The sequence below is a fragment of the Labilibaculum manganireducens genome, assembly GCF_963665805.2.
Lineage (GTDB): Bacteria > Bacteroidota > Bacteroidia > Bacteroidales > Marinifilaceae > Labilibaculum > Labilibaculum manganireducens.
In genome coordinates, this window is the sequence record NZ_CAXXEE010000003.1 from 1711410 (window position 1) to 1727360 (window position 15951).

The window sequence follows — 15951 nt, forward strand, 5'->3', positions numbered from 1 at the left end:
AACTATTTTTTATGGATGCATTATTAGCTTTTTCGCCTATTTTATTAACCATCGTTCTGATGGTCGGCTTCAATTGGGGAGCAAAAAAGGCTTTACCTTTATCACTGCTGCTATCGGTGATAGTTGCTTACACAGTATGGGAAATTGATATATTCCACATCATGGGCTATTCAGTTTTTGGATTTCTGAAAGCATTGGATATTTTAATCATTATTTTTGGTGCCATTCTCATTTTAAATACCATGAAGTTGTCGGGAGCCATGACAACAATTAATAATGGATTTAACGGGATTACCACTGATAGAAGAATTCAAGCCATTATTATAGGTTTCATGTTCGGTGCATTTATCGAGGGTGCAGCCGGATTCGGAACGCCTGCCGCCTTGGCCGGTCCTTTGTTGGTCGGACTCGGATTCCCTCCTTTGGCAGCAGCAATGGTTGCTTTAATATTTAATTCGGTTCCGGTTCCTTATGGTGCGGTTGGTACTCCAATTAGTGGTGGTGCAATGGTTACTTTAGAGCAAAATCTGGCCGATATGGGTGCAAATGCCGATGTATTTAAAATGGCATTAACCAAGTGGATTGCAATTCCGAATGCCTTGGTTGGTATCTTTATTCCTTTGTTGGGAATCATGATTATGACTAAGTTTTTTGGGAAAGAAAAATCGATTAAACCTGCATTGGCGGCGGCTCCGTTTGCAATTTTTGCAGGACTGGCATTCGCGGTTCCTTATGTGCTTATCGCAACCACTCTCGGACCGGATCTTCCATCATTACTAGGTGCATTTATTGGTTTGGGAATAATCATTTTTGCTGCAAAAAGAGGTTTCCTTATGCCTAAAACGTCATGGGATTTTCCTCCAAAATCAGAGTGGGAAGAAAATTGGAAATCGAATGATTCCAATGGCGATACCGGCGAAGCAAAAATGGGATTGGTGAAAGCATGGATGCCATACGTATTGATCGCAGTAATTTTAGTGGTTACCCGTATTCCATCATTAGGTTTAAAAGGATGGTTGGCCTCTCAGACACTAACACTTTCGAACCTTTTTGGTATTGATGGTTTAACATACGTGTTAAAATGGGCTTATTTACCTGGAACAATCCCTTTTATTTTGGTAGCAGTTATTACAAATTTTATGCATAAAATGCCAATAAAACAGGTCGTTTCTTCCTGGAAAACAACTTTCAAACAAATTACCGGGGCTGCAATAGCATTATTTGCGGGTGTTGCAATGGTTCAGCTCATGCTGAAATCGGGAACGAACGGAGCAGGAATGGATAGTATGCTCACAACTATGGCCACAGCTATTGCCGATTTATCGGGAAATGCATATCCAATAATTGCACCTATCGTAGGTATTTTAGGTTCTTTTATGTCAGGATCGGCTACGGTTTCTAACCTGCTGTTTGCTTCACTTCAGTTCGAAACTGCTACAATTTTAGGGATACCTCAGGTATTAATTGTTGCAGTTCAAACCATTGGTGCAGCTTTAGGAAATATGATTTGTGTAAACAATGTTGTTGCAGTTTGTGCTACCGTTGGTTGTATTGGTGCCGAAGGAACCATTATAAGAAGAAACTCAATACCAGCCTTTATTTACTATTTAATGGTAATGATAATTGTTGTTGTTTTGATTTCATCAGGCTTTAATCCGCTGCCATTGTAAAAAATTAGGAACCAAATTTTCAATTCCATGAAAGTTTGGTTCATTATTAAAGACTGAAAACGTACATTTGTCATACAAGTTACCAATTTAAGACGTAACTATTATCCGAATACTTGATATTGACTTGATCATAAAATCAAAAAAAAGATGCTTACAGGAGAATATAAAACTTTACATGAACGATTGCTGAAGACAATTGATAAGAACAGAATGTTTCATGATCCTCTTCATACGCTTGCATGGGGAACCGATGCTAGTTTTTACAGACTGATACCTAAATTGGTAGTAAAGTCGAAAAGCGAGGAAGAAGTGAGTTTAATTATGCGGGAATGTCATAATTTAAACATACCGGTTACTTATCGTGCTGCAGGAACCAGTTTATCGGGGCAGGCAATCAGCGATTCTGTATTGGTGGTTGCCGGAGAGCATTGGAAAAAGCATACGATACTTGATAATGGAGAGAAAATTCGTCTTCAGCCAGGTATTACGGGTGCCCGTGCAAATGCTTTGCTGGCACGCTATGGTAAGAAAATCGGACCGGATCCGGCTTCTATTAATGCCGCAATGATTGGCGGTATTGCTGCCAATAATGCATCAGGAATGTGTTGCGGTACCTCCGAGAATTCATACAAAACAATCGATTCTATCCGTGTAGTCTTGCATGACGGAACCGTTTTGGATACCTCCTGTAAGGAAAGTATTGCTTCATTTAAAAGTACTCATTCAAACATGCTGAAGGACTTAAGCCAATTGGCTGCAGCTGTTCGGAAGAATAAGATTTTGGATGCCCGCATTCGTGAGAAATTCAAAATGAAGAATACAACAGGTTACAGCCTGAATGCTTTGGTTGATTATAAGGATCCGATTGATATTTTAACTCACCTTATGATTGGTTCTGAGGGAACCTTAGGATTTATTTCTGAAGTGGTTTACAGAACGGTAATTGAGCACAAGTACAAAGCAAGTTCGTTAATGATTTTTCCTGATATTGAGAAAGCCTGCCGGGCGGTTTCAATTTTAAAATCGGAGCCTGTCGCAGCGGTTGAATTAATGGATAGGGCAGCATTGCGTTCTGTGGAGAATGATGCTGGAGTGCCTGCTTATTTAAAAACACTTTCGGTTGGTGCATCGGCTATTTTAGTTGAAACCAGAGCGGGCGATGCTAAAGCACTGAACAAGCAGATTGAAGTAATTACAAATTCCGTTCGGGATATTCAGGTAGAATTGCCCATTGAATTTACCGATGTTCCGGCAGAATTTGCAATGCTTTGGAAAATCCGTAAAGGTTTACTTCCAACAGTTGGCGGTATGCGTAAAGTTGGTACTACAGTTATTATCGAAGATGTTTGTTTTCCGGTACCAAAGTTAGCCGAGGCAACTTTAGATCTTCAGGACTTGTTTAAAAAGTACAAGTATTCGGAAGCAGTTATTTTTGGTCACGCTTTGGAAGGTAATCTGCACTTTGTATTTACTCAGGATTTTGGTACCCAGCCGGAAATCGACAGGTATGCCAAATTCATGGATGAACTGGCAGAATTGGTTGTTGGCCGTTACGATGGAGCTCTAAAAGCAGAACACGGTACCGGACGAAATATGGCTCCTTATGTTGAAATGGAGTGGGGGACAGATGCTTACAACCTGATGAAGGAAATCAAGGCCATCTTCGATCCTCATTTTTTAATCAATCCGGGAGTTATCCTGAATGCCGATAAGCAAGCTCATTTAAAGGATTTGAAACCTCTTCCTGCTGCTCACGAAAAAATAGATCAGTGTATGGAGTGTGGTTTTTGCGAACCATCATGCGTATCACACAACCTGACTTTAAGTCCGCGTCAAAGAATTGTTACCTACCGCGAAATTACCCGACTGAAAGCCTCAGGAGAGACTCCACACGAGTTAGCCAGTATGGTAAAACAATTCGATTACGAAGCCTTGCAAATGTGTGCTACCGATAGTTTGTGTGCGCTTAGTTGTCCGGTAAAAATTGATACCGGCAAATTGGTTAAGGAGCTTCGGGCGGATGATGCATCACCAAAAGCAAAGAAATATGCCATGTGGTGTGCCGATAATATGGATAAAGTTCAGTCCTATGCTAAAGTGGGTCTGAATACTGTGAATTTCTTTCACTCCATACTTGGATCAGGCTTGATGGGTGGAATTGCTGGTGGTGTAAGAACTTTATCAGGAAATACAATTCCTCGCTGGACGAAGGCTTTTCCAAAAGGATCACCTAAAATTGTTCCGCCTGCAGTAAATAAGAGCAATCCTAAAAAGGTTGTGTATTTCCCGTCTTGTATCAACAGAAGTATGGGCGTATCGAAAGATTACGACGAAAAGGTGGCTTTGACCATTAAAATGGAGAAGTTGATTAAAAAGGCAGGATATGAAATTATTTATCCTGAGGATTTAAACAACCAATGCTGTGGAATGGCATTCTTAAGTAAAGGCTTTAAAGAAGCTGGAATGAAAAAATCCAATAATTTGGAAGCCGCTTTGAAAAAAGCAAGCAACAACGGGGAATACCCAATTCTCTGCGACATGAGTCCTTGCTTGTATACCATGAAGGAGAATATGGAGTCAAGATTGAAACTATACGAACCAATTGAATTCATAATGGATCATTTAAAAGATCATTTGAATTTTAAACAACTCGATGAAACAGTTTCAGTATTTGCAGTATGTTCTGCTAAAAAATTAGGCGTGGAAGACAAGCTGGTTGATTTGGCTAAACTATGTGCTAAAAATGTTGTTAAGCCTGACACAAATTGCTGTGGTTTTGCCGGAGACAGAGGTTTTACTCACTCCGAACTGAATGATCATGGTTTACGGGATCTTAAAATTCAGCATCCTGCCGAAGTTAAGCATGGCTATTCAACAAGCAGAACCTGCGAAATTGGCTTGACATTAAACAGCGGCGTTTCTTATCAATCAATAGTTTATCTGGTTGATAGAGCTACTACTGCAAAAAGAAAATAAAAATTATTAATCACTATGATCGAAACAGGCATGATCTATTATTTATATAATTAGTATATGAATTCGTTTCGGGAGAATAAGATCATGTTCTGTTTCAATTCAAAAAACCCAAATTAATATGAAACGTCCATGTATAAAGCTTTCTACACACAGGGAGATGATTATATGGTAAGTTCCATATGACAAAAACTTAAAATTATAATCATATGAAAAAAGTATTTTTGATGTTCTTAGGACTTCTGCCTTTAGTTGGTATGGCTCAAAAAGCTGATGAGGTAAAGGTTAAATTGAGCGGTTTTGTAACTGCAGAAGCAATATTTGATTCAAGAAAGACTGTTAATACCCGCGAAGGAGATGTAATTCTTTACCCGGCAGCAAAATCTTTTGATGCGAATGGCGCCGATTTAAATGACCGTTCAGAATTGTTCATGACTACCATTCATTCACGACTAAATGTTGGTGTTACAGGATTCGAGGCTTTTGGTGCTAAAGGATCAGCAACAATTCAAGGTGATTTCGTAGGTACTTCGAATGATAAAATTGGTTTATTTCGTTTACGACATGCATTTGTAAAATTAGATTGGGGAAAAGATGAACTTTTGGTGGGTAAAACCTGGCATCCTATGTTTGTAACCTCTTGTTATCCTGATGTATTGCATTGGGGTGGAGGTCTGCCGTTTAATGTGTTGGGAAGAGCTCCTCAGTTTAGATATACCCGTAAGTTAGGAGATAGAGGTTATGCATTTATCGCCGCTTTGTCGGAAATGGATTTTAAATCGAATGGTCCGGAAGGTGCCGATGTTAAATATGTACAGCAAGCCAGTATTCCTGAATTTTCAGCTCAGGTTAAGTACGATTTTGCGAAAGGATTTACTTTGGGTGCAACAGCAGGTTATAAATTCTTAAAGCCTATGGTTGTGAATTCAGCAGGTTTAAAAACCGACGAAATGTTGAGCAGCTACCAAATGAATGCCTGGATGACTGTAAAAACAGATAAATTGGTTTGGAATTTGCAAACGATCTACGGACAAAACATGTATAATTTTGTAATGATAGGTGGTTATGGTGTGAAAGGTGTTAAAGCCAATGGTGATTACGAATATACAAATGTGAAAACATCTTCTGTTTGGTCAGATGTACATACTACAACAGGGAACGTTCGTTACGGATTATTTGCAGGTTACACCAAAAATTTAGGTGCTGATGATAATTTGGCAATGAATGGAAGTAGTTTTGTCGGTTTGTACAGCCGTGGTTCAAATATTGATTATATCTATCAGTTTGGTCCAAGAGTTGAATTCCATTCGGGAAGTTTCATGATTGGAACTCAAGCATTATATACTGCAGCGGCTTACGGTACAACTCAAATCAATGGCAAGGTTGCAGATTCAAAAGAAGTGGGAAGTACTCGTGTAAGTGTACATTTTAAATATTCATTTTAGGAATATAAAATAAATCTGGAAAGTCTGTTTTTCAATTTTAAGTGTTTAGGAAACAAGTTCGTCAATGAATAGGTTCCTTAATTGACAATTAGCTTCGGTTTATAATCGGAGCTAATTTTTTATTATATACATTAATAATGGTGCATATGTAACTATTATACTGACTATCCAAATCATGTTACGTTCTGAGAAACGTCAAATGTGTTGATGAAATATGGTAAATTAAGTTTGAAAAATCATCTATGTGCAATATTATGAAGAGTTTGGAATTGTTTTAAAGAAAGGGAAATGTTACTAAATGTTAAAATATTTTATTTTTTTTTTTATATCTTTAGTATTGCGTTCTTACTGAAAGGATAGAACGCATAAAGGTTCAGCCGTAAGGCTGGTTAGTAGGTTAATTAACCCTTTAGAATTGTTGCCCGTGATTCCCCTATATCACGGGCATTATTTTTTCAATTTGCTGAATAAAAAAAGGGAACCCCAAGAGAGTTCCCAATTATTTTAAAAGTAAAGTCTGTATTAGGCCTTAAATAAAGGATCGGCACCAATTGTACCAACTAAACTTTGTAGATATTCTTCAGATTTTACGTGTTCTAAATCTTTTTTAGCTTTCCAGAAACGTTCTTCCAAACTCAATTCGTCATTCCATTCTGCGTTTATCTTGTTGGCCATGAAAGCCTCTAAGTAAGCAATTTGCTTTTCGTAGAAATTAATGTCGATTTGCTGCTTGTTTTTCAAACGAGCCTGATACCACGATGAGTTAATCACCAATTCACGGTCGAATTGTTTACGTAACTCAGGATCACTGATTTCTTTTCCTTCATATTGACCATAGGCCATAATATTTAAAAGAATCTGCAATGGTGGAATTGCAGCTGAAACGCTGTTGTCTTTAAAGTAGTTGACAGCAACTTTTTTCTGTGCTTCAACAATGTTTTTAATTCCATCAGCGTAAGCTTCCAAATCCTGAATTTCAGGTTTTAGCATTCTTTCGTTGAAGACGTTCTGAGGCTCATCAAAAATACGATTCATATATCGGAAAAGGAATTCTTCTGTAATACGATATCCTAAACGACTGGCATGAATTGTTTCACCTTCGTATTCAAAATCAGATAGTTTTTCAAGAGAACCTTCTTGAATCAATAATTTAGGATCACGGTTTTCCTCTTTCAATCGACACCAAAGCTCAGGAATCAGCAATGAAACATCATGATCGAATCTGTTTTCAGTTCCCACATATCCTGCTGCCGATGAAAATCCTTGATATCCTGTTAGAATGTAGGAAAGTAAGGCATTATTTAAATCCGTAGTAGGAGATAACATGTTAAAAGGACCTTTTGTTAAAGCACCTTCGGAACCAGCACCTGTTGTTGAAGGAGATTTACCTGTTAAACTGCAAATAAAATCCATAAACAATTCAGGTAATTCCTGATAATGAACAGGGTTGTAAACACTCAATGCACGAATTCCGGCTTTTTTATCGGCAGGATTATTTCTACGACCAGGTAAAACTGCATTTACCGGGTGATGTACTGGTTGATCCAAAGGAATTTTTCTGGCCAAACGAATACCAATTTCGGCTAAACGATCGTCAACCGGATTTACTAAATCGGGTCTTATCTGCAAATAACGCGGATTTTCAGATGGTTTTCCATTAACAATCCGGGTGTGGGAAGGAGAAATAAAGTAATTTGATTTTTTACTCTCTGCACCTTGACGAATAATTCCCTGAATAGGTTTTGTATACAAGTCGAAACCTATAGCATCAGCCAATAATTCTTTCCCGTCTTCTCTGGTAAGAGGTTCGTAGTTTGATGTAAAGTTATTTCTCATGGAAAGATCAGCTTCAGCCTCCTTGTCGTATCCTCGGTGAACAGCTTCATCGGGACGCTGGAAAAAGCGCTCTTCGCAATTTGCTGTTAACTTGATACTTTTATTGTCGTAAGATTTGTTCAAATAATTGAATCGACTGGCAGGAAGTACAATAGAAGCTGTAATGTCATCTTCCATTTGTATTTTGGCTGCTGCAATAAAATCCTGACGCAGCTTATTTAAATACCATGATTTATCTCCTGCGAATCCTACCCGTAAGTAACTGGCAACAATTTTACGATTGTTGAAGAGCAATTCATGACCTTTTCGTCCGTTAATAACATCAACTGAGAAGTAATCTCTCCAGTTACTGTCTGTTCTTTCCGGACGGTAGAATCTTTTTACAAATAATACTAATGCTTTAACATGATCAGGAATAGTATTCAGGAATTCATTGTATTCAGCAGTATAATATTTCGAAGGAGTTAATAGTTTCACCACAGAACCTAATGATCGGTCAGAACTTAAAAGAGATCTTGCCGGGGTTGTTCTGTTTGGAGTATCTTTCCAACGTTTTGTATAATCGTGATTAATTACCTGATCAGCAAGATTAAAGTCTTTCTCCATGTCCTGGATATAGAAAGAGCTGTAAATGATTGCATTTAATAATGATTTTGAAATCTCCGATTTACCTCCACCGGAAACAGTGCAAGGTTTGTGACAGAAAGTTCCCTCCGAAGCAGTACTTACTAATCTCCATGATGGAGCCGAAGGATGTTTCTCCATGTGCATTTTATATCCGGAAGGGTGAACGTAGTAACTATTAGGTACTAAACGGATGCTTTGTTCTTTACCATTCTTTTCCCAGCTTACCTTACTTTCATAAACATCAATATTCGCATTTTCGTTGATGTAATAGATGTCTGAATATTCTTTGTCAACAGCATAACCTTCCGGATGAACATTCATTGTTTCACCAAATTGTTTCACCATTTCATCGAAACTGTACTGTTTTTTCAATACATTATTCATGAAAAGCGCACCGCTAAAGCTGTCACCCAAATTTTTACGGGGGAATGCAATTGCACCACCCGAATGCTCTTCTTCAGATAAACCGTAAAGATTGGCAGAGTAACTGATTTGAGTTTTGATTTCCTTTTTAGAGTATCCAAAATAGTTATCAGCAATCAACGTAATTACAACACCTTTTTCGCTTCGGCATGTTAGCTTAAATGCATTTCCGTTGTTGTAAAGCTCATTTTCATCTTTCCAGCAAACACCATCATTTCTCTGGCGCTCAGTAGCATCATCGTAATGAGGTAAACCTAATTCTTTTTTCTTAAGATTTAATAATTGCGGAGCCAGTACAATACAACCAGTATGACCTGTCCAGTGTTCAATATCTAAACCAGCATCGTTGGCAGGAATGTTAGGATCACCGGCATTACCAAAAATTGATTCAACAAAATCAAGATTACTTACTAAGCTGCCAGGAGCAAAGAAGCGAACCTCCATCGATTTTTGACTGATTATTCCTTTTACTTCCGGACATACTATCGGGCGGAGTAAAAGAGAGACCATCAGCTCCGCTTTTTCTTCCTGTGTTGCTGTAAATGGAAGTTGTTTTATTTCTGAGCTTGGATTGAAAGCTGCTTGCAGAAATTTACCAAAAGCTTTTTTGGGCAGTTCAATTTTGTCCAAAGGTACCGGCAAACTACCACCTACAATATGAAATGAACCGCTTGTAGTTCTTCTATCGTGTTTTGGGTTGTGAAGTACACCTTGTTTTATTCTGTAAGAGCTTAACAACTCTGTGATATGTTCATCCTTATCTGGTGGAAGACTTAATTCTCTGGCTATACCCGGTTGATCCAGAATAAAGGTGGAAGTAGGAAGCTTTGCAACTTCTGCGTCAACATCTTCCAGATATTCATTTAAAAAGTTTTGTATACGCTGATCGACAGGACATAAATGATCTGCCAGTAATCGCGATTGAGCACGATAATTTTTTATTAAGCTGTCGGTAAGCTGAATAAATTTTGGATCAGATAATTGATTTTTTTCTCCTTCGGAATTTTCCGTAAAAATAGGCTGGCCCATTGCTGCCAGCTGAAGGTTGATATAACGAATCAAATCTTTTTGATCAATTTTAACCTCCTTCGATTTAATTTCAATTTTACTTGGGTTTTTACTTTGCATATGTCTCCAATTTATTTTTGCTTAGGGAATGACGGAACCAAATTTACTTATTTTTTCCTGTTGTAAAAATTCCTGCATCCCTTACTATCGTTCAGCTATATTCAATTTAACCTTACATTTTTTTACTGGCTTAATTAGTTGGAAGCGAAAACGATTTAAGTATGATGTTTTGATTATTATTTAGAAAGATTACAAATTATACTTTTTTTTAAACTCTTTGCAAATAATTGATGATTATTTTTTGATTTAAAGTTAGTTGATCGCTGTTTGTTCGTTTATTCTACCTTGTGTATTGTTTTCATGAGTTGCTGCCTCGGTCTTCTTATGTTTTTTATCGAACACAGTCAGGTTCAGATTTAGGTTAAATTGGTGTTGTAATTTGTATCTTGTCGGCCTTTATCACGAAAAATAACGAATAATAAAAATGCAGATGAGAAAAGTATATACCATTGGGGATTGTGTGTTGGATTTATTCTTTGAGAATGATACTCCGGTTGAAGCAAAACCAGGTGGATCTTTCCTAAATTCAGCGGTTTCTTTAAGTCGGTTGGGGATCAATGTGTCATTGATAAGTGAGTTGGGAATTGATAGGGTTGGCAATCAAATAAAAAACTTCCTGGTTGAGAATGGTGTGGATATAAGACATATATCTTATTTTTCAGATACCAATTCGAATTTGGCATTGGCCTTTTTGGATGAAAATAAAAATGCTGATTATGCTTTCTATAAGACCCGAAAAGGACTTCCCAACGCAATCGTGTTTCCGAACGATGTTCAAAAGGATGATATTGTTCTTTTCGGATCTTTTTTGGCTGTTAAAAAGGAGTTTCGCTCTGCTTTGCTAACATTTTTACTTGAATGTAAAGAGAGAGGGGCTTTAATTATTTACGATCCAAATTTTAGATCTCAGCACTTACCAATGCTGCCGGAAGTTTTGCCGTTTATTAAAGAGAATATGGCTGTGGCGCATGTAGTAAAAGCATCGAATGAAGATTTCGAACTAATTTGTAAAATGGAGAATTCAGATCAGGCTTACAATTGGCTGAATGAATTTTCTGATGCGATACTGATTTATACCGCAAACAAACACGGATTATCCATTTACAATCAGCAAAAGTATTTCTTTGAAGTTCCTCCAATAAATCCCATTAGTACCGTGGGGGCAGGAGATACAGTAAATGCTGCTATTGCATTTGTTTTTGTTCGTGATGGAATTAAAACTTCCGATCTTGCTGCACTTTCACAAGAGCAAATAAATAAGCTTGCTGCTGTTACAACAACATTTTCGCAGGATGTTTGTATGATTTATGATAATTTTTTACCGATTGCAACAGCTGATAAATACCGGTTACGATAAAAGCACCCCCTCTACAACAAAAAACGGGGATGCTTTTAACTACATACATATTTCTGAATAGGAACAATGGACATCGTTCCTATCCTTTAGTTCTTATTTTAGTCAAAAGGTGACCCTCAAAAATTACTTTTTTTTAAGTTTTTGTATGAATGTGAGTTTTTTGTTGATAAAATGAACTGTTTTATGGAGCAAGTCTTCTGATTTTCCATTCTTTATTTTTGAGATTGTACTCGATCCGATCATTTAACCGACTCTCCCTTCCTTGCCAAAATTCAAAAAGATCAGGAATAAGACGATATCCGCCCCAAAAATCCGGCCGGGTGAATTCCTCACCATTTTCTTTTTTAAACTGTTCAACCATTTGGTTTAGAATGTCCCGGTTTTCAATTTCATTACTCTGCGGCGATACCGCTGCTGCTGTTCGGCTGCCAACAGGTCGATCAAAAAAGTACTCGTCGGATAATTCTGGTTCTAATTTCTCAATTTTCCCTTCAATACGGATTTGTCTTTCCAGTTCAGGCCAGAAAAAAACAAGTGAACCATAAGGATTTCCTTCTATATCAGTACCTTTTCGACTATTGTAATTGGTGAAGAAGCAAAAGCCCTTCTCATTATAATCTTTCAATAGCAGAATTCGTGCAGAAGGTTTGTTGTCAGCAGATACTGTTGCCAGTGTCATGGCATTGGCATCAGGCAGTTCCATTTTTATTGCTTGTTCAAGCCATATCCGGAATTGTGTAAATGGATTTGAATTAATATCCGATTTATTCAATTCAGCCATACCGTATTCATGTCTAAGCTTTTTAAAATCCTTTTTCATTTGCTTAGTTATTTGGATTCATGAGTATGTTTGGCTGAATAGTCAGGCCGGTATAATTGATGTAATACTGGCCGCCTTTTGTCGGATATTGCATTTCCTGTTCGTCTTGGCTATCTGCATTTGCAACGCCAACGTGGGCAAATAAAATTTTAGCCTTGTGCTTATCAGCATGTTGGATAATCTCTTCGGCAGCAGATGGCGAAAGTGAACCTACATCAGGATAGGTGCTGGTTTTCACCACTATAAAATGCAAAGTATCGTCTTTTTTAGCTAGAATTTGAGGATTTTTCTCAAATTCAGTATTCACAGATAAAACTTCAAACTCATCTTTTATGTGCTTGTATACCCACTTGATTCCTAATTCATGCAGTTCAGAACCGCTCAGTCTATTTCCTTTCATGTGTTTATAATTGTAAGTTTTTGCCACATAGCCTGTCCCGAACTTGTTTCGGGAGAACTTACCATCATGATCATCCCACTGTGTGTAGAATGCTTTATACATGGACGTTTCATTCTATGGATTTGTTCTAATTCAGATACGAATATCTTCTTTAATTAAAACAATTCCAAATAGAATGCTTTTGTTTGTTCTGATTTTATGGATAAAGATAGGCGTGACAATCTACACAGGAGTAATCTTTCCAGTCGGTACCAATATCAACAGGATGGATAAATTCCATTTTTTGAGTTGTAAAAGCCATTTGTAAAGAATCAGGTTTTCCCTGAGCAGTAATGGAGTGACAGAGATTGCAATCTTTGGAAATTACTCTACCATCCTTTGTACTGTGATTGTTGTCGTGACATCGGAAGCAACCTTGTGTTTCCATATGGCTTTTGTGGTTAGGATACGCATCCCAGCGAACCTTCATCTCAGGGAATGTATTTTCATGATAGGCAATTTTAATGCCTTCTATCGCTTTCAATATATTGGCTTCATGCTCTGCACCTTTATCAGGATAATTTTCTTTGTAGAAATTAAGAACTGTTTGTGCAATTAGTAAATCAGCACTGTCCTTGGTTGAATAAGTACCTTTTAATGCCTCCATTGCAGCCAGTTTTATATACGGGATTTGCGGATCAATTTCCTTCGAAGACATGGCCGCATCAATAAAGTCGGGAGGAGATAAATAGCCGTGTGATGGGCGGTTGTGACAGTCCATACAATCCATTTCATGCAATTTACCATCTGCAAAAAATGTACTGTCGGGTTCCATCATTGTATCTTCGAAAATGTGCTCTTCTCCTGTGGCTTTATTGGTATATTTAACCCACTGGATGTATTCAGATTTATTATCTGCCGACATAAACTCAATTTTCACATTTGGATTAATGTGCCAGTGAATTCCTTCGCTTAGTTTTTGTGTGTGATGGTCAGGTCCGGTTTTCATGGTAAGCTGGATGTTCCATTCAGTATTGTTTTCATCAGCTAAAAAATGCTGTTCATTTTTAATTCGGTTAGGATAGAATTTTTCGGGCCAATGGCAATGTTCGCAGGTTTCTCTGGCAGGTCGCAAATTTGCAAGAGGAGTAGGGATCGGGCGAGGAAAATTATTAACCGTAACAGCATATACCTGATACAAGCCACTTAATTTCGAACGCATGTACCAATCTGCTCCTTCGCCAACATGACACTCTACACAGGCAACCTTGGCATGAGCAGATTTTTGGTAGGTAACATATTCGGGCTCCATAACCTCATGACATAAAGTGCCGCAAAAAGGCACTGATTCACTATAAACAAAAGCTTCGTAACTTCCTATGGAAGAAAGAAAAAGGAAAATGAAACTTATTATCACAAAAAGAGAAAAGGCGTTTCTGTGCTTTTGATCATTTAAATCTACCCGAGGCCATCTCATGTCCTCAGAAATAAATAGTTGTTTCTTTTTTCTGCGAATCTGAATCAACATTCCAATAGGAATTAACAGCATTCCTATTACCATAAATATTGGGAGTACGATATAGATAATTAAGCCCATATAGGAACTTCCCTGGTCGAAAAGGACGGAAATAACAAAAAAGAAAATAATCAGAAAAAAGGCTATTATGGCTATACTTGCTCCTAAAATGGAGGTCCAATTGTACGAAGATTTAGGTAGTTTCATTTCGATTGGTTTTGGTTCGCGAAAATAATTTATAGAAAACTCTGATAATTACCTACTTGTCGGATTAATTTATACGCTTTCTTAGTTGTATGTTCAGCTTGTGTCAGTAAAAATAATTTGTTTTCATAAGATCGCGGCAAAGCTTGTAAATATTGAGTTCTGCGTATTTCTTAAATAGTGTAAGTGCATATAATAAAATAACATATCGACAATTATCGATATTAATACGATGAGTTCCTTTTATTCTTATGGAATTCAAGTCTTATTATTTAGGTGTGTATCAGGGGTAAAAATTCATCACATATGATAATAAATCTTGATCTTAATTGGTTTATGTACTACATTGTAGAATAATACCATGTGCGGTACATTCGTTTGTAAATTACACTTCTAACAAATTTTTATATGCTGAATATTGCATTGTTTGGTCCTCCGGGTGCCGGTAAAGGCACTCAATCAGAGTTTTTGATTAATAAATACAATCTTTTTTATATCTCGACAGGCGATTTGCTGCGGAAGGAGATCGCGGACAAGAGTAAATTGGGCCTCGAAGCACAAAGTATTATTGCTTCGGGAGGTTTGGTTTCCGATGAAATTATCGTTCAGATTATTGAGAAAACCATAACGGAAAATCCTGATTCCAATGGGTTCTTATTTGATGGCTTCCCAAGAACCTACATTCAGGCTTACATTTTGGAAGGCTTGATGATAAAGCTGAATACCGCATTGAATTGCCTGATTAGTTTGGAGGTAGATGAAGAGGTGTCTGTTTCAAGATTACTAAACAGAGGAAAGACATCGGGCAGGGCAGATGATAATGAAGTGGTGATTCGAAACAGACTAAAAGAGTACAATGATAAAACACTTCCTGTATTGCAGTTTTACAAAGACAAAGGCGTTTATTTTGGATTGAAGGGGGATCAGTCAATTGAAGAGGTAAATCTGAGTATACAGAAAATTATTAAAGACGAATTGAGTAAGAGTCTGTTCAACTTGGTGTTATTTGGTTATCCCGGCTCGGGAAGAGGATCGCAGGGAATTGCTTTGGCCAAAAAATATGACTTGGAATACCTTGCTACAGGTCAAATGCTCGATCAGGAAATTCAGAAAGGCAGCGAAATAGGAAAACGAATTATTGATTTGTATGAAAACGGCGAATTGGTGCCCGACGAAATTGTGGTGCAATTAATTGAAAAGAAAATCGCAAACTCGAACGGAGTGAATGGATTCATTTTTAAGGGATTTCCACGAACATTGGTTCAATCGTACATTTTAGATGGTTTGTTGAAAAAACATGGTTCTGCCATTTCTCAGATTATCGAAATTGAGGTACCAACATTGGAACTAATCAGCCGGCTGGATAAAAGAAGTAAGACCGATCGCTGCATGCCATACGATAACAACACCTCTAAAATTGTGAAACGCCTGCAGGAACATGAAATTAAAACAGTACCGGTAATTGAAAAGTACAATCAGTTGCATGGTGTTTTGAAAATAGATGGCCTTGGTGAGTTTAATGAAGTCTTTGATCGGATATGTGAAAAAATAAAGAATAGTATTTAAATAATTA

The 15951-nt window shown here is 37.5% G+C and carries 9 protein-coding genes; 5 read left to right on the forward strand and 4 right to left on the reverse strand.

What is annotated here, in order from left to right; all coding sequences use genetic code 11:
• The first annotated feature begins 11 nt into the window (after positions 1–11).
• The 3 genes from ACHZAX_RS06525 (at position 12) to ACHZAX_RS06535 (ending at position 6088) form a co-directional block, all read left to right on the forward strand.
• On the forward strand, positions 12–1670 hold the full coding sequence (locus tag ACHZAX_RS06525; RefSeq protein WP_101311642.1) for an L-lactate permease: 1659 nt from the start codon (positions 12–14) through the stop codon (positions 1668–1670).
• Between the two features lie 147 nt (positions 1671–1817).
• Positions 1818–4646, forward strand: coding sequence for an FAD-binding and (Fe-S)-binding domain-containing protein (locus ACHZAX_RS06530; protein ID WP_320018486.1), 2829 nt, complete (start codon positions 1818–1820; stop codon positions 4644–4646).
• A 206-nt stretch (positions 4647–4852) separates the two neighbouring features.
• Complete coding sequence (locus ACHZAX_RS06535) at positions 4853–6088, forward strand: hypothetical protein (RefSeq protein ID WP_320018487.1); 1236 nt, start codon at positions 4853–4855, stop codon at positions 6086–6088.
• Positions 6089–6610: 522 nt separating this feature from the next.
• Here ACHZAX_RS06535 and ACHZAX_RS06540 read toward each other — a convergent pair.
• Positions 6611–10102: a hypothetical protein gene (locus ACHZAX_RS06540; RefSeq protein WP_101311645.1), complete on the reverse strand. Its 3492-nt coding sequence runs from the start codon at positions 10100–10102 to the stop codon at positions 6611–6613.
• 430 nt (positions 10103–10532) lie between these two features.
• Here ACHZAX_RS06540 and ACHZAX_RS06545 point away from each other — a divergent pair, with 430 nt between their 5' ends.
• On the forward strand, positions 10533–11459 hold the full coding sequence (locus tag ACHZAX_RS06545; RefSeq protein ID WP_320018488.1) for a PfkB family carbohydrate kinase: 927 nt from the start codon (positions 10533–10535) through the stop codon (positions 11457–11459).
• 181 nt (positions 11460–11640) lie between these two features.
• On the opposite strand, the gene pdxH is transcribed toward ACHZAX_RS06545, so the two are convergent.
• From pdxH to ACHZAX_RS06560, 3 genes are all read right to left on the reverse strand, one after another.
• Positions 11641–12279 (reverse strand): pyridoxamine 5'-phosphate oxidase, encoded by a 639-nt coding sequence (gene pdxH / locus ACHZAX_RS06550; protein ID WP_320018489.1) that lies wholly within the window; start codon positions 12277–12279, stop codon positions 11641–11643.
• Between the two features lie 4 nt (positions 12280–12283).
• Positions 12284–12781: a hypothetical protein gene (locus ACHZAX_RS06555; RefSeq protein WP_320018490.1), complete on the reverse strand. Its 498-nt coding sequence runs from the start codon at positions 12779–12781 to the stop codon at positions 12284–12286.
• Positions 12782–12875: 94 nt separating this feature from the next.
• Positions 12876–14381 (reverse strand): NapC/NirT family cytochrome c, encoded by a 1506-nt coding sequence (locus tag ACHZAX_RS06560; RefSeq protein ID WP_218973180.1) that lies wholly within the window; start codon positions 14379–14381, stop codon positions 12876–12878.
• Positions 14382–14786: 405 nt separating this feature from the next.
• Between ACHZAX_RS06560 and ACHZAX_RS06565 the strand changes: the two genes are divergently transcribed.
• On the forward strand, positions 14787–15944 hold the full coding sequence (locus ACHZAX_RS06565; RefSeq protein ID WP_320018491.1) for an adenylate kinase: 1158 nt from the start codon (positions 14787–14789) through the stop codon (positions 15942–15944).
• The last annotated feature ends 7 nt before the right edge of the window (positions 15945–15951 follow it).

Bases quoted from the DNA above. Each gene is read 5' to 3' on its own strand.
- ACHZAX_RS06525 (WP_101311642.1), top strand. From the start codon at position 12: ATGGATGCATTATTAGCTTTTTCGCCTATTTTATTAACCATCGTTCTG.
- ACHZAX_RS06530 (WP_320018486.1), top strand. From the start codon at position 1,818: ATGCTTACAGGAGAATATAAAACTTTACATGAACGATTGCTGAAGACA.
- ACHZAX_RS06535 (WP_320018487.1), top strand. From the start codon at position 4,853: ATGAAAAAAGTATTTTTGATGTTCTTAGGACTTCTGCCTTTAGTTGGT.
- ACHZAX_RS06540 (WP_101311645.1), bottom strand. From the start codon at position 10,102: ATGCAAAGTAAAAACCCAAGTAAAATTGAAATTAAATCGAAGGAGGTT.
- ACHZAX_RS06545 (WP_320018488.1), top strand. From the start codon at position 10,533: ATGAGAAAAGTATATACCATTGGGGATTGTGTGTTGGATTTATTCTTT.
- pdxH (WP_320018489.1), bottom strand. From the start codon at position 12,279: ATGAAAAAGGATTTTAAAAAGCTTAGACATGAATACGGTATGGCTGAA.
- ACHZAX_RS06555 (WP_320018490.1), bottom strand. From the start codon at position 12,781: ATGTATAAAGCATTCTACACACAGTGGGATGATCATGATGGTAAGTTC.
- ACHZAX_RS06560 (WP_218973180.1), bottom strand. From the start codon at position 14,381: ATGAAACTACCTAAATCTTCGTACAATTGGACCTCCATTTTAGGAGCA.
- ACHZAX_RS06565 (WP_320018491.1), top strand. From the start codon at position 14,787: ATGCTGAATATTGCATTGTTTGGTCCTCCGGGTGCCGGTAAAGGCACT.